Below are 19,561 nucleotides of genomic sequence, written 5' to 3'. Positions count from 1 at the left end.
CGGTCGCGGAACATTTTGCTTCTATGCCAGATTGGAATGCTTCACTTTTCCTGCGTCCGCCGTCGATCGCGATGCCAGGGCGCTGACATATACTTGCATCGTTTCTCGTGCGACCCGATCAATGGTGAGGTGGTCAATGCGCAATTGACTGCGAGCTTTCCATTCTTCAATCTTCCCTGGGGTCTCAACGATTTGAATCAGGGCTTCTGCCAGCGCCGACGGATCGTGCGGCGGTACCAGGATCCCTGCATCGCCATGTTCGAGCAATTGAGGTATTCCATCGACCTGCGTTCCGATGACCGCGCAGTGTGCCTCTCGCGCTTCGGACAGGACAAGCGGTGCGGGGTCTGCGTGCGATGGCAAGACGAAGATATCGGCGCCCAGCATGTATGGGTAGGGATCGGTGGTCGGGCCGACAAACGTAATGGCTTTGGCGCATGCAAGCTGCGAGGCCATGTTCTTATAGGCATCGCGATGCGGGCCGTCTCCCACAATGTACAGATGTACGTTTGGATTGGAGCGATGGACAATCTCAAGGGCTTCCATAAGATCTGGCAACCCTTTCCGGGGATGGAGGCCACCAACGAATAGGATGCTGGGTGAGACGAGCGGAGCCGGTTCTTCGGAGCGACCGTCGGAGCGGGCGGAGCCGATCGTGCCATTCAGTACGACGCAAAGCCGCGACGACGGAACACCCCGTCTCTGCATTGACGCGCCGACGACGTCGCTGACGGCAATGACCCGCGTTCCAAGACCCATCAAAGTTGCGCTTTTTTCAAATTCGTTGTGAACGGTGGTAATGAGAGGGATACCGCTCATCCTGCAGACCGGAAACGCAAGGACTGCGCTCGTCATCATGTGGGCATGAACGACGTCGGCACGGAAGCTGCGCACATGACTGCGAAGGTGGACAAGTGCCTTGGCGAGGTTTGGAAAACTGCGCTTGTGATCGACAAGAACTGTATGGACGCCTTTACGTTTCAGCAATCCGTCGAAGTCACCTCCCCCACTCGCAACGCAAACGTCGTGGCCCTGCCCTACCTGTGCGCATGCCAGGTCGACGGCGGCATGGACGTGTCCGTTCAGGCGCTGGGTGTGGTTGAGAACATGCAGGATACGCATAATAAACCTTTCGTCTTCTCACTTGCCCCGCGTGACGAGCAGTGTTCTGTTCCAAGCGTGCAGTTAACCGCTGCCGAGCGCAGCCTCCACTTCTATTGTCGATACCCGCGCCGTCGGTTGATAGTTGAAGGCACCCTGACGACCGATCGATTCGATGCCAAATTGTCGCAGCTTGGCGATTGCCTGCGTTGCATGCTGTGCGGCGCCTTGGCTGTAGATAGGATAGGCGTTTTCGAGGATCTGACTTCCCTCGAGTTTGAGCTCTCCAGTAAACAGAGCGTTGGCACGCGTGTGATTGCGAAAATCGGCCTCGGCCTGGTCAACGGTCAGGACTTGGCTGGCGATTACTTCGACCGCAAAATATTCCCGGTCATTTTGAGACCCGTAGAAATCGGAATAAACTGTCAGCCTCTTCCAGAAACCCTCATGCGAGAAATTGTAAATAATCGACTGTTGAAACCCACGTGTACCGCGAAAGCTGAAGTAGAGGGTTATGAGTGTAATCGTCTTCAAGGCTGAATGTGACGGAAGGTCGCAAAGGCGTTCGGCAGCGGGAATTGGAATCGTTGAAATCACCCGCTTGGTAAATACTGGGCCATCCGCGAGCGACACTTCGAAACCATCATTGAGCTTTGACAATTTCCTGATCCCAGCAGACAGTCGGAACGACACGCCGGCGACCTTCAGACGTTGAACGGCTACGTCATAAAGGCTTGCGAACCCTTCCCGAGGACGTGCCATTTGACGATTTACCGGTCCGGCCGCTGCTTGCCGCCGGATGAGCGTAAATTTCCTCAGCAAGCCCTTGATTGATGCGTGTTCACTGATCCATCCCATTCTTTTGCGGGCGAGATCGAGATCAATCTTTTCAGGCTCAATCCCGTAGAAGCGCTTCATATAGGTTTCAAGGCCGGACCGCTGAAGCAGATAGGCCCCGATCCAGTAGCGCGCAAAGTCTCGTGCATTGCGCATGTTTCTGCGGAAAAGCCTCGCATAGATCAGAGAAAAGGCGATACGCGACAGCCCTAAAGGTCCAGCAGCGAGAATGTCGTCCCGGACAGAAATAGGATAGACCGTGATCCGACCTTGCGGGTTCAATCGCCCCCAGGTCGGATTGATCGGAACATAACGGGGCAGAAGCTCCGGAAAGTGCCGCAGCAATGGCGAATCGTCCTGAAAGATCAGGCTGCCAACGTCGAACGTGTAGCCTTCCGGCGACGTCCAATCCATATGGTTGCCGCCCACATGGCTGTAATCGTCGACGACAAGGGTGCGCTGACCTTGTTCCGACAAGATGGAAGCAGCAACAAGGCCCGATATGCCGGCGCCCAGCACCACTGCGTCGAAATGCGGGAATTTGGAAAGAGGCACGACCTGCAGGCTTGTGTCATCCATTCTCCACCCCGTCGCCGCATGAGTGCTGCAATGCAACAATTCTTGTTCTATAGAACACAGTCAACAGAAACAATCAAATACATTAAAACATTTCATAGTGGAACCTGTCTTCTTCAACGACACTTATCATTGCAAGAACTGGCGATTTTTTTTGACTTGATAATAGGCGAACGATGTTATTACATGCTAGCAAGCATCTTCTCGCAGGTGCAGCAATACCACCCGCAACCTCGTCTTTGAGATGTGGGATCTCTTTCATGTATCGGCAGGGGTAATCAGTGTTGCGGCGTAACCTCGACGTTCTACAGAGCCCGCTCGATGCTGTCGGGGTGATCTCGACCGACGTGTTCGATACGTTGCTGCTACGCCAGCCCAGATCCCAAAAATCCCGGATGATGGAAGGGGAGCAGCGTTTTGCGCGCCTTCTGCGGGAACAGGGGCTGCGCGGTAATGTCGAGGAGTTGTTGCAGGCCCGCTTGATGGCGGAAAAGCTTGCTTATCGGGCACTCAATGTCGGCGGTGGCGTTGGGGAAGTCAGGTTGACCGATATCGTGGAGCGGCAACTGGCAATGCTTGGTCTGCCAGCAAGGCTCCGCGACAAGCGTATCGATATCGAAATCGCGATTGAAAAGAATTCGCTATATGCCAATGGGCCGCTTGCCATGGCTCTTCGCCAGCATCGGCAGGCTGGTATCCGCATCGTGGCTGTTTCCGATACGGCACTTGGAGCCGACCGGTTGTCGGAGTTGATCAATTATTTTCATGGGCCGGGCCTGGTCGACGCGATCTATTCAAGTGCCGAACTACTCGCAAGCAAACGCTCCGGCTCACTGTTTTCAGCTGTCCTTGCCTCGGAAAAGGTTTCGTCATCGCGCCTGCTTCACATTGGTGACGATGAACTGGCCGACCATACAGTGCCCCACAGAATGGGCATACAGACGGTTCATGTTCCCAAGGGCCGGCTGAGGCGCTTGGCGACAAAAGCCGATGGGGCGCGTTCGGAAGTGATGAGGAGCGTTCAACGCCGGTTGCGACGAAGCGGTCGATCCCGCATTTCCATTCTGGAGGATCAAACGGCCTTTGGCCGGGAAGTTTTTGGCCCAATTGTTGCTCAGTTCTGTTTAAACATCTGGATGTATGCACGACAGGCAGAAGCACAAAGCGGAACACTTGCCTTTTGCGCGCGTGGCGGCGTCGGGATACGCCAGGCCTTCGAGCACCTGGTCACGCGCCTTGGCCTGCCGCTTTCACTCCGACGCGACAATATTCTGGTTTCGAGATTGGTCGCGGCACGAATAGCGCTGGAATCTCGCAGTCCAGCGGTCCTGGATGAGCTTGCCAGGGAGTTCGCGGGCAACAGTTTTGCTGAAGTCGCAACCTTTCTGGGGGGCGGGAAATATACGTTTCCTCCTGCCTGGGATGCGCCTTTTTCCTCATCTAGGTTCTTCGATACGCTTGACAGTCCCGCAGGGCGCCCGGTTCTCGCTGACGTCATCGAACAGAATTCCTTCTTCAGGCGTCACCTCGACACGATGTCAGATGTGAGGGACAGGGTTATCCTGTGTGATACCGGACTCTACGGTAGTACGCAGAGATTGTTGGCTGCCGGAATGCCGGAAAGACGGTTCGAGACGATCCAGTTTGCCCGCTGCAATTACAAGGGACTGAGCGAAGAACATTTTTCAAAGCTTTCAGGTCTCATCGTTGAGGACAACCTCTACAACCCATTCAAGGTGGAAACGGTCATCCTTCGATACTGGCATATCATCGAGCGATTGTTCGAGCCATCTGTGCCGTCGGTCCGGATGCTCAGCCTTGGAAGTGACGGCATTGTAGAGGGAAACTGCGGGAATATTGCCTACGGCAAAATCGATGCGTCGGCCGGCAATCCCCTTCTTGGAGGCGTCCTGGATTACATCGATGATCTGGACGACGGAGCGCAGGTGATGCGGGACATACCGGCTGCGTGGGTGCGATTGAAACAAGCGATAACCAACCCTTCAGAACTCGATGTTCTCGCACTGGGAGTGGGGCTGCGGTCGGTAGATTTTGGCCGCCCGGATACGATCAACATTCTCAACCGGACCGACAAGGCAAGTATCGCCCAGCAATTGAGATCGGTGAAGTCTCATCTTTGGCGCGAAGCTGCGATTGCGCGAGATTTTCCTCGCCTCAAGTCTGCACTTCTTCCGGTGATCGAGTTGGCTCACATCCTGCGCGGCGTATCGGCGCGCTTCCAGCGATGAGAGGATTGCCTGTGGCGTCGATCGTCTCTGACGAAATAGAACGCACAGGATTGGCGAGCCTTGGTCACCAAGCAATTGCTGTAGTTGCAGCTTCGACAGGTTGGAGTTTCTGATGCTTGCGTTCAAAGCTGTTCAAGGGGCAAGCTGGCTGGTCTTTTCCCGCTTTGTTGGACGCATCATCGACTTCTTCACACTTCTGGTTCTCGCGAGAATTCTGTCGCCATCGGATTTCGGTCTGGCGGCGCTCGCGACGTCGCTTGTCATGATCGTGGATACGGTGCTCGAGGTCCCCGTAACTCAAGCGCTCGTGCGGCTGCCGTCAATTGACAAGAGCCATCTCGACACCGGCTTTACGCTTGGGATCATCAGAAGCAGCGTTATTGCCGTGATCATTTTCGCGGCCGCCTATCCATTTGCACTGTTCAATCATGAGACCCAGCTTTTGCCTGTTGTGGCGGTCATGGCGCTTGGACCGGTCGCAAGAGGCTTTGCTAGCCCGGCCATGGTAAAGTTTGCGCGCCAGCTCGGTTTCAGACAGACCTTCATTCTGGAACTGTCCGGTAAACTGACTGCCAGCATCGCGGCAACAGTTGTTGTTCTCTCGGGTGGAGGCTACTGGGCGATCGCGGTCAATTCCGTGATAGCCTCTATCGTGTCGTCCATCGCTTCCTATGTCCTTGCCCCCTATCGCCCAGCGCTATCGCTGTCGCGACTGCGTGATTTTGCAAGCTTTATCGGTTGGTTCAGTTCGGCGCAGCTTGTGTCTGCGCTGAACTGGCAATTCGATCGCTTCCTGGTCGGCGGACTTGCAGACCGTGCAACACTCGGTCGCTACGCGGTTGCCAACGATGTCGCGGTCATTCCGACGCAAAGCATCATTGGCCCAGCTCTTCAGCCGGTCATGGCCGCCTTCTCGCAGATCAGCTCGGATCGTAACCGTGTAAAGATCGCGTTTCTTAAGGCGGCACGCTTTGCGATGCTGATCTCGATACCTGCCTGCATCGGGATTTCGCTCACGTCCGATCTCGCGACCGATCTGCTACTTGGGCAGAAGTGGAAGGAAGCTGCGCCACTACTGAGCATTCTTGCGCTTTCCGTCGCACCAATTCCATATTTCCAGACCCTCTATTCCGTGAGCCTGGCCCTTGATCGCCCCAATATCATTTTTCGCTCGAACACGACCGATCTCCTGTTGCGCCTGGTGCTGCTTTCGCTCGGTTTCTATCTGGGCTCGGTCACGGGCGTCAGTTTTGCCCGTGTCGCGCTTTCTTTCCTGATGTTTGGCTTCTACCTTAACGAGGTCCGGAAGCTGCTTGGCCTCGGCATTGGAGAGCAACTATACAATCTTTGGAAAGTGGGCTTCGCTGCCGCCGTCATGGCGACAGCGGTCTGGCTGTTGCGAGACGAAGTGGCTGGGCAGCAGTTGAATCACGTTGTCGAGCTGGCTCTCGTCATCGCAACGGGAGCTGCAGCCTATGGTGTCACATTGCTTTTGCTTGGTATGCGTCTGATTGCCGGACGTGGGCGTCTGGAGCTTATCGATCGCGCCTGACGGGACAGATGTTCAAAACAGCGCCCGCAACAACCCGGTCATCGACCGGTCACCCGCATCGAGCCGATAGGACAGCCCACGACGTGCGTTGCGGTTCGGAAGAATGGCCGTGAAAAGAAGAAACGCGACCATCGCGGATCTGGTTTTGAACGAATTGCCGGTCGCCCAAATTTTGCCGATCAGGTGCCACAACAGCGTCACTGGAACGCGGTGACCCTCAGCGATCGCGAGATAGATCGAGCGCTCGAGAAAGTACTGGGTCTCGCCAACTTGAACGAGTTCTGCTGCTCTGCCAATCCGGTCAAGGATGCGTCGCAGATGCCCCATTCTATCGGCAAAGCGGGCGATCTCCCGCCGCAGGATTTGCGCATCAAGCGGACGCCCGAGACCGGAATCGTTTCGGTCGTGAACCCGGTAGCGACCAAGCGGCGTGGACAGACTGACGACGTCCCCGAAGAAGGGCGCGGCAAACAGCAGGATCCCATCAACCGCACGATCATAGGTCGCCTCCTTGAGGAACTCACAGAGATCACGGCGAAAGACATTCCCTGATGTCGGGGGGCTGGCGTAGGTCCCGTTCTTGAGCACGATTCTCGCGAGTTTCCCGTTATCGCGGAACGAGGCCAGGTTCGGAACAGGATCACCAATTACAAGCCCGTTTCGGTCGGTGCGAACGAGCGGAAATTGAAGCTTTGCAACATTGTCATCCAGTTCTCTCAGGATGGTTTCAAGCGAGCCAGGGGCCAAGGTGTCATCAGCATCCAGGAAGAGCACAAACTGTGCGCTCGTCTTGCTCACCCCGAAGGAGCAGGCGGCGCGCTGACCACAATTGTCGATCTTGTAAGCCCTTACCGGGTGGCGCTGAATGACATCCCACGATCCATCCGTCGAACCGTCGTCGACGACAATCAGTTCGCAATCACAATGCGTCTGATCAAGGACGCTCCTGATCGCCTCATCCACATACTCTGCATAGTTCCAGCACGCGATGATCACGGCGAGACGAAGCTTGGCCGGCCCAGGCGATATGCCGGCTTCTTCGGTCATCGCCGTCCCTTGTTCAGGACGGTCCCGACGACATTGGCGCCGGACCGACGCAGGAGTTGAATTGCCTCGACGACCTCTTCGATCGTTGTCTCTCCACACTTTGCGACGATAATGACAGCATCGGCATAGGCGGCGAGCGCCATCGCATCCATCGAGCCCTGAAGCGGCGGGAGGTCGAGGATGACGTCCCCTTTTTGCCGTGTCGCCTCAAGGATCCGCTGAACCCGTGGATTGCGGAAGTCGGTAAACAGGTTCGCGTTGGTATCGCGCGAGTGGATCGGCAGAACGGCCACACCGTCGACCTGGTGAAACGAAATGTGTTCGAGGGGAAGCCCTGCGAACGCAGCATCCGCAAGGGAAGCGGTCGCGGAGGTATACACCTCTGTCTGGGCCGTTATATTGGTATCGGATGGATTCTGAAACAGCGTTACATAGCGGCCGCTTCTGCTCATCAGCTGTGCGAGACTTGACGAAATCATTGTAACGCCGGCACCCGGTGCCCAGGAAACGACCGCGATCGCGATACTGTTGTCATTGCGCAGACTGGTACAGGCAATCTCCACCGAAGTCCGCAAGTCATGAATGGCGCTGACGAAGCCCACGTCGCGCGTGCCAACGTTCCAGGGAACCCCGTTGGAATCCGGGGCAACCGGGATGGAGCCAAGGCAGGCAAGTCCACTATCGCGGGCAAGATCGCGCGCATCGCGAACACGTCTGTCGAGTGCCATCCGGACAGCGACAAGGCCAAATCCTCCAAGCAGGCCAAGGACGCCGCCGAGCGCTGTGATCAGGGTTTTACGAGGCGCGGATGGCGCCAGAGGCGGAAGCGCGGCGCCGATGACGCGGGCATCGGCGTCAGGTGTGGGGATCGAAGGGAGAGATCCATCGTGCATCGCGGAACGGGCGGCCTCCATTTGCGCGGAAAGACTATCCAGGCGGCTCTGCAGCGCCTCGGTGCCGGCGCGGGCCATCTGCTCCTTGAACGCGATCGCCTGGAAGATATAACCGGAGACCACCCCGTTTGCGACCCGTGACGGCAGAGCGGGGTCGGAGGACGCATACTCCACTTCGATAACGAATGATTGCCCCACACGACGGGCATTGAGGCGTTTTGCAAAATTCAGGAAGGCTGCTCTTTCGGCCTCGTCTACGAGAGTGGGGTCGCCGCTGACCGCTTCGCGCGCCCCCTTCCCCAGGCCCGTTTGCGATGAGGCGTCGCTTGGACCCAAGATCGTAATGAGGCGTTCGACAGGACCAGGCTGATTTGCCCCGAGTTCCGGGCTGTCTTTCAGACCCAGACTTTCAAACACGGAGGAAAGCAACCGTTCGGAGCGGATCGTCTGCAACTCGCTGTCGGCGCGGTTGAGGTCGAACCCCTGCTGGATCGATTCCTGTCCGGAAACCGTGGATTGGCGCGGTTCCAGGAGCAGGGTTGCCGTCGAGGTGTATGTTGGCGGGAGCGAGCGCGCGTATATGGCCGCCAAGGCAAGACCCAGGAGGGTGCAGGCGATCAGGCTGACCTTATGGCGGTAGGCAAGTGCGATAACCGACCTGATGAGAACAAGGGGGCCATCAGCCGAGTTGTCAGACTGGGGCTCATCCAGGCGCCACAATCGGGAGCTGGCATCAAGGGGCCTTGGTCTGTTGAACATCATCGTGTCTCCTGCCTCCAACCGGGCTTGGGGGTTATATTTGGCCTTCCGATTTCCGCTGCTCTTTCGGGTTCCAACCGCCCGCGCAGAACGTCCGCAAGTGCAAGCAGGTTTCCCTTCGCGCGACCCTTGCGGTCGATGAACGGCTCGGGAAAGAGCGCGCGACCAAAGTTGCTTGCCGTATTGCGGAAGACATGATCAGCGACCTTGATCAGGCTCATCGTCCCCTTCGCTCGCATGTAAAGAGGGTTGATAACCTGCGAGTATCCGAGGCGCTCGCCACTGACCCGCCCGCTCTTGACACCCATATGGACACCATATGCGCCGGACCATTTGATCAGCCGTCCACCGCGTCGCGCAAGCTCGGCTGCAAAATCGCGGTCTTCCAGCCAACCATAAAGCACCAGACGTTCATCAAACCGCACATTTCCGATTGCTGCCACACGGAATGCCATGTTGCAGCCATAGGGGCTATAAGGCTCGGTCCATTCACCGGTTGGAACGGTTGCAGTTTCAACGAGACGAACAGCGTCGTCGAACGGGATTCCAGGTCCCTTGATGCCGTCGGCGACGACATGACCGGTAAAGCTCACGACCTGGCTCTCATCTCGAAAGACACGGGCCGCAGCGGCAAGCCAATCTCGATCTGCAACGAAATCATCATCGAAGAACGCGACGATTTCCGTGTCTTGATCAAGGTGTGCGAGGGCTGTGTTTCGCTGGGCCGAAAGACCAGGTGGACCTGTTACGATCGTGACATCAGGCAGGAAGGCAAGGCTGCCTGCATCTGCCGCATCGACGCATGAAATGATGAGGGAGCTTGGCTGCAGGGTTTGCGTAGCAAGGAAGTGTCTGACTGTTGCGGACACAACGTCGGGCCTGCCGCGGGTTGCAAAAACAGCAGCGATACGCGGTGTCGGGCTCGTCTGCGGCTGATGGGTTGCAAGGCTTGCGGAGGGTTTTTCAAGGAGATCCAGATATCCCTCGGCGCTCCGCTTCCAGGAAAAGCGTCGGACATTGTCCAAGCCACGCCCTTTGAGTTCGTCGCGGAGATCCTTCGACTGCAGAAGCGATCGGACATGCTCAATCCATTGGATTGGATCGAAAGGCGATGCAAGAAGTGCTGCGTCACCGCAGACCTCCGGCATGCTGGCGCAATTTGACGAGATCACCGGGCAGCCCCGGGCCATCGCCTCGACGATCGGCAGGCCAAACCCCTCGGTCAAAGACGGGAAGGCAAGGCAAAGCGCGCGATCAAGGAGATAGGCGAGGTCGTCGTCCGATACCCGGCCGCACAGCTGGACGTTGTCCCTTCCCTGCAGCGCTTCCTGCGTGAAGATACCATCGCCGCCACCGGCAATGATGATATCGACGCCCATTTGATCGAGGGCTGAGGCAATGTTAATCAGCAGGGAGACATTCTTGTGACGGGCTCTCGATCCAAGCACCAGGACATAAGGCCGGTGGTTGCGCGACGTGAGTAAATCCGGTGCTAAGGTCGCGCGCCCGGGATCCCAACTTAGCGCATGCTCGTGGCCGTTTGGCAGGACAGCTATTGAATTGAGAGAAACAGGCAGATGCCTGGCGATCTGCCTGGCGGCTGCATGGGATACTGTTGCAATCCGCGCAGAACGGCGCGCAAGGATGGGCTGAAGGTTGTGATAGACCGCACGAAATCCCCGACTATAGCTTGCAGGCGCAGCAAAGATATTGGCGTCGTGAATGCAGACGATCTGATCACTCTTGATTGCTGGCGCCGTGTTGCAGAGATTGAGAAGCCGACGGCCTCCAAGCTGAATGGGCAGGTCGACCTGCTCCCATCCATGCCCCATCAGTGCCCCTTTTGCGATGAATCCGAGGTTAGAATACCCTGGGTTTTTGGTCGCCGCCGGCGCCAGGACGATGGATTGACGAGCGCGGTCGAAACCATCCATCGCACTCACAACATTGCGCGCATAGCGTTGTACACCGGTCACGTTGTGGGTGAGGAAGCGGCCATTTACGACGAAGGAGGCGCTCATGTCAGGTTCCTCGCACGCCCAAGGCCGTGAGACGAGGCATCGTATTGATCACATGTACCAAGAATATGTCTTCCCTCCGTAATACATGGATCGAGCGCAGCCCCGTTGAAGCACTGTCACGGAGCAATCACATCGATAGCATCTCCCCTTGTCTGCCGGCCAACCTGACGACGACTGAAAAGGGGAAATGGCGCGGGGTATCAGCCGCGCCGCTGTCGTTCAGTAGCTGCCGCGAGAACGAAGGACTGCCGGTACGGTTTTCAGCAGAATGGCAATGTCGCCGAGGATGCTTTGCTCTCGTACGTAGCGCACGTCGAGCTGCACTCGTTCGCCATAGCTCGTGTCGCTACGACCGCTCACCTGCCACAGTCCGGTCAGTCCAGGGCGGACCTGGATGTAGTCGCTGTAGTGCACGCCGTAAAGTTCGGCCTCGCTTGCCACGATCGGCCGCGGACCGACGAGACTCATCTTCCCCTGGATCACGTTCAGGAGTTGAGGAATTTCATCGATGCTGGTCTTGCGTAGAAGTGCGCCGAATGGCGTTACGCGGGGATCATCCCGGAGCTTGCGGGTGGCGTTCCATTCCGCCCGGTGGTGCGGATTGGCAGCCAGGTGTCGTTTCAGCACCTCGTCGGCGTTAGCCACCATGGTGCGGAATTTCAGGCAGGGAAACATCACGCCATGCTTGCCAATGCGGCGATGCGCGATGAAGATTGGCCTTCCCTGCAGCACGAGAAGTGTACCCATCAAGATTGCGATCATCGGCATAAGGACAATCAGTCCTATTGCCGCAAGGACCGCATCGAGGGCATATTTTGCAATTCCGGCAACGGCTGACGATGTGCCTCGTCTTTTCCTTTCGAAAGGCCGCATTCGCTCGCTTCGAGAGTGCCGCCCCTTGTCGAAGCCGTCGAACTCTCGTCCGAGATCAAATTCCCTCATCCGCGTACTCCCACGTAATAAAAACTGTCCAGGGCACGTGCAGAAATTGCCCAAGCGGGCAAGCACAAGAACGTTAACAAGTATTAAACGATTTGACAATACATTTATTGCGCTGCACTATTCAAGGGTGCAATGCGGAAAATAAGACGTATTTCTTGGAACTTGTTGTCTTATTTCCACAATAGAACTAATCTGGCGTCTCGCAATACACATATCGAAAGCTAGATAGATTCCCTTCCCGTTTTGCGCGCCGTAATACGTGTTACCCATTCGAGTTAGTGGAGCTTTGCGTGCGAGTAGCAATCATACATTACTGGCTGGTAGGCATGCGTGGCGGCGAGAAGGTACTCGAGGCGCTTTGCGACATATTCCCCAATGCGGATATTTATACGCATGTGTTTGATCCGCGGGTGATTTCCGACAAGCTCAAGTCGCATCGAATCCAGACGACGTTCATCGGCTCGTTGCCTTATGCGCGGAAGATGTACAAGCGCTATCTACCGCTTATGCCGATGGCGCTCGAACAGATTGACCTTGGTGCCTACGACCTTGTGATTAGCAGCGAGTCGGGGCCAGCCAAAGGTATTATTCCGACCTCGCCGGCGATGCACGTATGCTATTGCCATTCGCCGATGCGCTACATCTGGAACATGTACAACAAGTACTACGAGAGTTCTGGACTGATGACCCGCCTGATGATGCCGCCCATGGCGCATTACTTGCGGACGTGGGACGTTGCGACCGCCAATCGGGTCGATGATTTCGTCGCCAATTCGACGACGGTCGCTCACCGCATCAGGAGCTATTACCGGCGCGAAGCGTCGGTCATTCATCCCCCTGTCGATACCGGTGCATTCCGGCCAGTGCCAGCATCGGAACTGGGCGATTACCACCTCATGGTCGGGGAGCTCGTCAGCTACAAGAGACCTGATCTTGCTGTCGAAGCGTTTAACCGCCTCAAGGCCAAGCTCGTCGTCATCGGCGGCGGAGAGATGCTCGATCATCTCAGGAAGATCGCCGGCCCAACTGTCACGATACTCGGTTCGCAACCCTTCGATGCTCTCAGACACCACTATGCTCGCTGCAAGGCGCTGATATTTCCGGGCGAGGAAGACTTTGGAATCGTACCGGTCGAGGCGATGGCCAGCGGAAGACCCGTCATCGCTTATGGACGAGGTGGAGCCACCGAGACTGTTATTAGCAACAAGACCGGTGTCTTCTTCCAGAACCAGGCTGTCGAGGAACTGATCGATGCCGTCGAGCGGATGGAGAGACTTGACTTCAATCCGGGCGATGCCGTTTCACGCGCTGCTGATTTCCGCCGCGAAGTTTTCATAAACCGATTTCGCACCTTTATCGAACGCGCAACAGGAACCGAGCTTGCCGTTTCGGCCTGAAGGTAACCTGGCACACGGTTGTCATGGAGCAACGCATGTCATTCAACATCGAACACCACGTCCGCGCCATAAGAAGTCTTCTCGGCCGCCGTTCAAAAGCCTGTCTCCTCGCGGCGGTATCCGTCGTGGCTTCTCTGTGCGGCCACATGGCGGCAGCGCAGGACTATCTGCTCGGACCGCAGGACGTGCTCAGGATCCGTGTTTTCGAGTGGCGCCCAAGTACCGGCGCTCCATTCGAATGGGTGCCGTTGACCGGCGAATTCGTTATTTCAGCTGCAGGCAATCTTTCCTTGCCGATCATCGGCACGGTTCCGGCGGCCGGCAAAACGCTCGAACAGGTTTCTGAATCGATCGGTGAGCGCCTGCAAAATCAGGTTGGATTGCAAAAGAGGCCGAACGCCTCGGTCGAAATCGCTTCATATCGGCCGTTCTTCGTCACCGGGCTGGTCGCGACGCCCGGCAAGTACAGCTTCAGCCCCGGTCTCACGGTCGTACAGGCCGTCAGCATGGCCGGCGGGATCGGGCCCGTTGACTCCAACCTAATTACCCTTCAGCGGGACGCGTTGTCGGGTCGCGGCGAAATACGCGCGCTTGAGGCCGAAAGGCTCGAACTGGTGGCGCGCCAGGCGCGCATCGACGCTATCCTCAACAATGATCCCGAGATCAAGTTTCCGGCCGAGTTGACCTCGCGAAAAGCGGAGCCCGGGGTTGCGCGGATGCTGACCGAGGAACAAGCGCTCTTCGAGACCCGCCTGCGCTCCATGGAGACTGAGATCGGCTCCCTCAACCAGGCAAAAGTTCTGGCAGCCAATCAGATTTCCGCACTGAAAGAAAAGGCCGTATCGCTCGCAAAGCAGATCGATATGGCCAACAAGGATCTCGGCTCCGTCAACAAACTCGTTCAGCAGGGATTGACGGTATCGGCGCGCCAGCTCGGCGCCAATCAAAATCTCGCCGACCTCGAAAGCCGCAACCTTGACGTCTCGCTCGCCATTCTGAAGACGCAACAGGACCTTGCCAAGGTCGACCAGGATATTGGTGATGTTCGCAACCGGTATCGCATAAATGCGCTGACTGAAGCCGCTGAGCTTCGTGACCGTTTCGCCTCCAACGCCAAGAAAACCGAGACCGCCAGCGATCTTCTCAGAAATCTGGAAGTGCGCGCTCCTGCCGCCGTAGCGGCACTGGAGGAAGACAAGGATACCTATTCCTTCACGACAAGCATCAACCGCGTTGTCGACGGCAGCAATGAAAGCTTGATCGTCAGCGATAATGACCCTGTTCTGCCAGGTGACGTCATTCGCGTCGAGCGGCGGCAGCGGGGCGCCCAGGCCTCCGTTGCCGACAGCAACTAACGCTCTTAGCGCAAGGCTTTGCTCGGCGAAAGTGTGAATAGTTCTCGTGTAAGAGAATATTAGCTTGCCTATATTAGCTATTTGCCCGATGATTGTGTACGGTTACGTACGGGCGGTCGGGGTAGCGTTTATGGGTTTGACGTTGGCAATTTGTTTCGTTCTAGGCGCAGTTTCTGCGCTTCGTATGCCTATTTTGGTCTTCACCCTGGTCGTTATGGTTGTTATGGCGGCCTATGCGATCTTTAGCGTTGTGGCAGGCATGCCATTCCTCCTGGCACTCGGATTGAGCATGGCGCTCGCATCCGTGCTGGAAGCGGGCTATATTTTCACGCATGGCGTGCTGTATCTCCTCTACGTCCGGCGCGCCAACGAGATCCGCGCGCACCGGAAGATTGAATCGAAGTATACGACGGATTGAACACTATCCGGTTCCGAATTAAAAATCGCCTGCTAAATTAGCGAGTCGGCTAATCTAAAAGGCGTAGCGATATTGTTCCGGTCTTCGGCTTCCTCCCCAAAATTACTATTGCTTTTTACACTGCACCGCACAATTATACTGTGACACGGGCGGCGCTTATTGTGCAACGCGCAAGAGTCCCATTATTCATGCCGCCCACAGCGAACACTTGTGATCAAAGCGGCGCCAAAAAGGACCCTCTTATGGAGATGAGTGCCGCCAAGCTCGGACAAAGGCATCCCTTCCCTCGCGGGTCCGCTCTTAAAATTCTTTACATCCAGCCGGGAACCCAATCGTTTGCGGGCATTGAGCGGGTAGTCGACACGATTTGCAGCAATCTGACTGAACGCTACACCGATGACTTCAATATCGACGTTCTCTACACGTCAGAACATCATAATCGGCCCTCCGAGCGCAGCTATCACACGATTGATCGACGACCGCGGGGCAGGCTCCAGCTGATGACAACCTTCAGGGATGTCATCAAGAGCAAGAAGTACGATCTCATCGTTGTTCCCCAGATCGAACCTACTGTGATCGCGATGGCGTCCTGCCTCGGCATAAAGAGAAACTTTGTCGTCCACTTGCATGGCAACCCAAAGCGCGAACGCAGCCATCTCAAGGCACGTATCCTGTTTTTCTTGATGAAGACGTTTTTCCTTCGCCGCACCGCTTACGTGTTTGGAACCTCGCCCCGCCAACTTTCATCCTTTCGCGAGATGTTTGGCAGCAAGGTACCGCAGTGCTGGGTACCCAATCCGGTTCGCAAATTTGACAGACCAGAGGCTTTAGGTGGCGAGCCGGGATGCGTGACTTTTGTCAATGTTGGCCGATTTTCTCATCAGAAAGGCCAGGACATCCTGGTTCGCGCATTTGCCGAAGTCTACAAGCAGCGCAAGAACACACGGCTGAAGATCGTTGGGCACGGGGCGGGTGAAGAGGATCTGCGCCGCGACATTGAGCGACTCCAATTGCAAGACGTCGTCTCAATAGAACACCACCCCAATGATCCGTATCCCGCGCTGTCGACAAGCGACATTTATGTGTCGACGTCGCGCTGGGAGGGTTGGTCGCTGGCAATATGCGAAGCGCTGCGTTTCGGTCTCCCGGTCATCGCCACCGATTGCGAGTTCGGCCCGAGCGACATCCTTGTGGACGGCAGGCTCGGCCGCCTGGTTGATCCGGACGGCGGGCCCTCGCTTGTCGCCGCGATGATCGATTACTGCGATGACATCATCTTGGCCAAAGGTGATTCAGACTTCAGGAAATCGTTCATCGACCAATACAGCGAAGAGAAGGTGGTTGAGGTGCATGCCACGGCTCTGCGCGCTGCTGCAGGCTAATCGCGTTGGGCATTTCAGGAGGCCTTGATGACGAGACATGAGATGTCCCGAAGGCGGCTGCTCGCGGCCACTGGCTCGCTTGCCATTGCGGGTGTCACGCAGCGACAGGCTTTTGCCGGCACGGATGATCCGACCGACAATCGGCGCCTCGACTTCGAGGACAGTTTTTTGCAACTGGATTGGTCTGTCTGGCACGCAGGGCCAAAGGCCGGCACCTGGGACACCGGTTTCTACGGTCGCTCGGCCTTTTCCAGGCGGACAGGTGAAGAAGGCTTTATCCCCTACGAGATAGTGGATGATTCCCGTGCAGAAGACGGCAAGGCACTTCAGATATCGGCCAAGTATATCGGTGCTGCGATGTCTGTCCCGGCCTATTATGGAAACACCAACCCGGAATATCAGTGGATTTCGGGAAATATTCAGACTGCCAGGAAAGACGGGATCGTCACCAAGGGGTGGCGGCGGGGTTATTTCGAAGCGCGGATGCTGTTTCCAAGCCATCCTCTGACCTGGCCGGCTTTCTGGCTGATGAATGGTCGCAGTATTCTTGCTCCAAAGACCAGCGTCGAGCTCGATGTCGTGGAACATAAAGGATGGGAACCGACATTGTACGGCACCTATCTGCACGAATGGGGCCAGCCCGGGGAGCATCACGAGGGTACGGGCGTGCCGACAATTGTCGACGTTACGCGAGACTACAGACGGTACGGTATTCTCGTCGATGACACCAAGTGTGTGCCTTATTTCGAACGAAAGCCAATCGTCGATACACGCACCGGCAAAACAGCAAATTGGCCGATCCACCGTTCTCCTGACCTCGACGTCGATGGGGATGTTTTCTGGCCGCTGCTCACCCTTGCGCTCAGCGCCGACATTCCCTACCCCCAGGGTCTCGGGCCCGAGCAGCTTCTAACCCATATGCGCGTTGATTATTTTCGCGTCTACGTTTGATGCTTGCGGCTATGCAAGCTCAATTGCGGATGTGAATGGCGTGCCTCGGCCGCTCTGTCGAGGACACCACTACCCCGCAGTGGCAACAGTGGGATCTCTTTCAGTCTGGCAAGAGGACGGCTGGCCGTCAGGCCAGCGAGCACAAAGAAGAGCAGACCGAGATCGACGGTCGGCCCAGCCACCAATGATCCGGCAAGCAATCCGAGACAGCCGTTGCAGGCTGCAAGACGAACGTCGGATTCGAAGGTGCGAGCCGACATGCCAGGCCGTAGCGCAGACAGCAGGAACACCAGGAAAAATACCGTACCGGGGACGCCGACGTTGGAAAGCAGCGCCATCGGGAAGCTAGAGGTGCGCGCGGTGCCCAGACCCACTCCGAGACCCAAGGAGTCTGTAAAGTTCTGCCAGGCGGCAAGATTCCAGGATCCGCGCTCGACCGCCGAGCCGGATGTCGATTTGCTCAAGACCAGCAAATCGACGTAGTCATAGATGGTACGGAAGAGATTGTCCTGGAGCACGATGATCAATGTCAACCCAAGGGCAATCGGCGGGGCGAGCAGAACGACGCCCGTGCTGCGTCGACTCTCGGGCGAGATCCCGCATCGCAAAACCGCGGTCAGATAGAGCAGGAATAGGCATATCGGTGCGGCAATCAGACCGGTCGAGGATGTTGACAATATGATCAGCACGAACGAGCAGAGGGCGAGCAAACCGGTTGTGCCGGGATAGCGACCACAAATCCACAGCGTGCCGGTAAATCCGAGGGCACCGAGCGTCATCCCGGCGAAGGCCGAGGCTTCCGGCCATGATCCAACGATCCGCTTCATGCCATTGATCGTATCACTGTCATGGAACGTGTACTGGGCATTGCGCATGAACTGAAGAAGCTCTTCCGTGCCGGTTGCGCTGGTAGCCAGATCAAGCAGTGCAAACATCACATTGACCGCGGCCCAGGCGAGAAGCCCGTTGAACGTCGCGCGAAAACCGGTCTTTGTCGAACAGACGGACGCGATGATGACAAAGCACAGAAGATCCGCGGTGAGGTAAATCGTCTGCGTGAGATTGCTGGAGACGGGGCCAAGGGGAACGGTACCGCCCGTCGAGGGATACTCGGATGCTCCCAGCGGAATGATATGGCTCATCCCCGCAAACAGTCTGGGAGAGAAATAGGCGGAGATCGCACCGTAGAGCAGAAGTCCGGCCAACCAGAAGGCAGGCTTGCCGAGACGAAAGGCATTGATTGCCATACCCGGCAGGGAAGGAGTTCGCAGCGCAGCAATCAGAACAAACAGCAGAAAGAGATGTGCCGGGGGCACACTGGAGCCGCCGAGCGTCAACGCCGCGGCGGATCCAAGGAGCGTCAGGACGATGAAGGTGGTGACTGTCGCCCCATATCCACGCGTCAGGCAATAGAGGCCGAGAGCGACGGTGAATATTCCGATGGGCTCTATCATCCCATACGTCCCTTGAACTCAACCATAGTCGATAACCTCGTATTTCCTGGCGCTGAGGAAGGCCCGATCGTTTGCCTGGTATGCGGTGGCATTTCCTTGACGTCTAGACGCCTCTGATAGAGGTATACATTAATAAGCTGGCGCTGCAATGCAGCATATATGTGGGAACAGTGCTTGAAAAGAATATACCGAGAAAGGAATAGACCAAGTCGAAATGTCGCCGCTGACCCCGTCATATTTCAGTAGTCCAACATGTCTTTCCTTGCCGGCATCAACTCTAGCTGTCTGCAGCTTATCACACCCGCTTTTGTGCATTGCAGTAGAACATGTTCGCGCTTGCAAAACTTTTCTCCTTATGTGAACCTGCATTTGAAGGGGTAACTAATTATGAAGCGTTTTACCCAATTGATGCGTGCCCCGGGCATTTATTTACGCATGCTCTGCGCTTCATGCGTATTTTTTCTCCTGTGTTGGTACCATTACGGGAGTATTGCGCTTGCGCTTTACTATAGCGTACTTTGCATAATCCTGATGCAGGTCGGTTATGTCGGAGGTGTGCTCTTCCTGATCTGGCGCGAGGCGGGTGCTCGCAAGGGGCCGTGACCTAACGGCGCCGAAGGTTGCATC

At 56.5% G+C, this 19,561-nt stretch carries 14 protein-coding genes; 7 read left to right on the top strand and 7 right to left on the bottom strand.

Annotated features, from left to right (window positions below; genetic code table 11):
* Nucleotides 1-21 precede the first annotated feature (21 nt).
* On the bottom strand, nucleotides 22-1,122 hold the full coding sequence (locus tag FHT76_RS28415; protein ID WP_183864300.1) for a glycosyltransferase family 4 protein: 1,101 nt from the start codon (nucleotides 1,120-1,122) through the stop codon (nucleotides 22-24).
* A 63-nt stretch (nucleotides 1,123-1,185) separates the two neighbouring features.
* The gene (locus tag FHT76_RS28410) at nucleotides 1,186-2,517 is read right to left on the bottom strand and encodes an FAD-dependent oxidoreductase (RefSeq protein WP_259186123.1); all 1,332 of its coding nucleotides are present in this window, start codon (nucleotides 2,515-2,517) and stop codon (nucleotides 1,186-1,188) included.
* Between the two features lie 278 nt (nucleotides 2,518-2,795).
* Between FHT76_RS28410 and FHT76_RS28405 the strand changes: the two genes are divergently transcribed.
* Together FHT76_RS28405 and FHT76_RS28400 are read left to right on the top strand one after the other, a co-directional pair.
* On the top strand, nucleotides 2,796-4,763 hold the full coding sequence (locus FHT76_RS28405; RefSeq protein ID WP_259186122.1) for a hydrolase: 1,968 nt from the start codon (nucleotides 2,796-2,798) through the stop codon (nucleotides 4,761-4,763).
* Between the two features lie 112 nt (nucleotides 4,764-4,875).
* Nucleotides 4,876-6,315, top strand: a complete 1,440-nt coding sequence (locus tag FHT76_RS28400) for a lipopolysaccharide biosynthesis protein (protein WP_259186121.1) — start codon at nucleotides 4,876-4,878, stop codon at nucleotides 6,313-6,315.
* Between the two features lie 12 nt (nucleotides 6,316-6,327).
* Here the strand turns inward: FHT76_RS28400 and FHT76_RS28395 are convergent, their stop codons facing one another.
* From FHT76_RS28395 to FHT76_RS28380, 4 genes are all read right to left on the bottom strand, one after another.
* Nucleotides 6,328-7,362 carry a glycosyltransferase gene (locus FHT76_RS28395; protein WP_259186120.1) on the bottom strand — a complete coding sequence of 345 codons (1,035 nt, stop codon included), beginning with the start codon at nucleotides 7,360-7,362 and terminating at the stop codon, nucleotides 6,328-6,330.
* Entirely contained in the window at nucleotides 7,359-9,014 is a 1,656-nt protein-coding gene (locus FHT76_RS28390; RefSeq protein ID WP_259186138.1) for a Wzz/FepE/Etk N-terminal domain-containing protein, read from the bottom strand. The genes FHT76_RS28395 and FHT76_RS28390 overlap by 4 nt, the downstream gene beginning before the upstream one ends.
* Nucleotides 9,014-11,035 carry a glycosyltransferase gene (locus tag FHT76_RS28385; protein WP_259186114.1) on the bottom strand — a complete coding sequence of 674 codons (2,022 nt, stop codon included), beginning with the start codon at nucleotides 11,033-11,035 and terminating at the stop codon, nucleotides 9,014-9,016. Before FHT76_RS28385 ends, FHT76_RS28390 begins: the two co-directional genes overlap by 1 nt.
* 219 nt (nucleotides 11,036-11,254) lie before the next feature.
* Entirely contained in the window at nucleotides 11,255-11,977 is a 723-nt protein-coding gene (locus FHT76_RS28380; RefSeq protein ID WP_259130034.1) for a sugar transferase, read from the bottom strand.
* A 326-nt stretch (nucleotides 11,978-12,303) separates the two neighbouring features.
* Between FHT76_RS28380 and FHT76_RS28375 the strand changes: the two genes are divergently transcribed.
* The 5 genes from FHT76_RS28375 (at nucleotide 12,304) to FHT76_RS28355 (ending at nucleotide 17,480) form a co-directional block, all read left to right on the top strand.
* A complete protein-coding gene (locus FHT76_RS28375; RefSeq protein ID WP_183756755.1) occupies nucleotides 12,304-13,374 on the top strand; it encodes a glycosyltransferase in 1,071 nt (356 codons plus the stop codon).
* 35 nt (nucleotides 13,375-13,409) lie between these two features.
* Nucleotides 13,410-14,729: a polysaccharide biosynthesis/export family protein gene (locus FHT76_RS28370; RefSeq protein ID WP_183756714.1), complete on the top strand. Its 1,320-nt coding sequence runs from the start codon at nucleotides 13,410-13,412 to the stop codon at nucleotides 14,727-14,729.
* A gap of 130 nt (nucleotides 14,730-14,859) precedes the next feature.
* Entirely contained in the window at nucleotides 14,860-15,147 is a 288-nt protein-coding gene (locus FHT76_RS28365; protein WP_183756754.1) for a hypothetical protein, read from the top strand.
* A gap of 242 nt (nucleotides 15,148-15,389) precedes the next feature.
* On the top strand, nucleotides 15,390-16,529 hold the full coding sequence (locus tag FHT76_RS28360) for a glycosyltransferase (protein ID WP_183756713.1): 1,140 nt from the start codon (nucleotides 15,390-15,392) through the stop codon (nucleotides 16,527-16,529).
* 27 nt (nucleotides 16,530-16,556) lie between these two features.
* A complete protein-coding gene (locus FHT76_RS28355) occupies nucleotides 16,557-17,480 on the top strand; it encodes a family 16 glycosylhydrolase (protein WP_259186112.1) in 924 nt (307 codons plus the stop codon).
* Here the strand turns inward: FHT76_RS28355 and FHT76_RS28350 are convergent.
* The gene (locus FHT76_RS28350) at nucleotides 17,471-18,934 is read right to left on the bottom strand and encodes a hypothetical protein (RefSeq protein WP_183756712.1); all 1,464 of its coding nucleotides are present in this window, start codon (nucleotides 18,932-18,934) and stop codon (nucleotides 17,471-17,473) included. The two genes, FHT76_RS28355 and FHT76_RS28350, sit on opposite strands and share 10 nt — an antisense overlap.
* Between the last annotated feature and the right edge of the window lie 627 nt (nucleotides 18,935-19,561).

The sequence above is a fragment of the Rhizobium sp. BK176 genome, assembly GCF_024808055.1.
Note: the sequence above shows the minus strand (reverse complement) of the source record. Positions and strands in the feature narration are given on the sequence as shown.

Coding starts and splice junctions, on each gene's coding strand:
- FHT76_RS28380 (WP_259130034.1), bottom strand. CDS start 11,977: ATGAGGGAATTTGATCTCGGACGAGAGTTCGACGGCTTCGACAAGGGG.
- FHT76_RS28350 (WP_183756712.1), bottom strand. CDS start 18,934: ATGATAGAGCCCATCGGAATATTCACCGTCGCTCTCGGCCTCTATTGC.
- FHT76_RS28400 (WP_259186121.1), top strand. CDS start 4,876: ATGCTTGCGTTCAAAGCTGTTCAAGGGGCAAGCTGGCTGGTCTTTTCC.
- FHT76_RS28410 (WP_259186123.1), bottom strand. CDS start 2,517: ATGGATGACACAAGCCTGCAGGTCGTGCCTCTTTCCAAATTCCCGCAT.
- FHT76_RS28355 (WP_259186112.1), top strand. CDS start 16,557: ATGACGAGACATGAGATGTCCCGAAGGCGGCTGCTCGCGGCCACTGGC.
- FHT76_RS28360 (WP_183756713.1), top strand. CDS start 15,390: ATGGAGATGAGTGCCGCCAAGCTCGGACAAAGGCATCCCTTCCCTCGC.
- FHT76_RS28365 (WP_183756754.1), top strand. CDS start 14,860: ATGGGTTTGACGTTGGCAATTTGTTTCGTTCTAGGCGCAGTTTCTGCG.
- FHT76_RS28390 (WP_259186138.1), bottom strand. CDS start 9,014: ATGTTCAACAGACCAAGGCCCCTTGATGCCAGCTCCCGATTGTGGCGC.
- FHT76_RS28375 (WP_183756755.1), top strand. CDS start 12,304: ATGCGTGGCGGCGAGAAGGTACTCGAGGCGCTTTGCGACATATTCCCC.
- FHT76_RS28395 (WP_259186120.1), bottom strand. CDS start 7,362: ATGACCGAAGAAGCCGGCATATCGCCTGGGCCGGCCAAGCTTCGTCTC.
- FHT76_RS28415 (WP_183864300.1), bottom strand. CDS start 1,122: ATGCGTATCCTGCATGTTCTCAACCACACCCAGCGCCTGAACGGACAC.
- FHT76_RS28385 (WP_259186114.1), bottom strand. CDS start 11,035: ATGAGCGCCTCCTTCGTCGTAAATGGCCGCTTCCTCACCCACAACGTG.
- FHT76_RS28370 (WP_183756714.1), top strand. CDS start 13,410: ATGTCATTCAACATCGAACACCACGTCCGCGCCATAAGAAGTCTTCTC.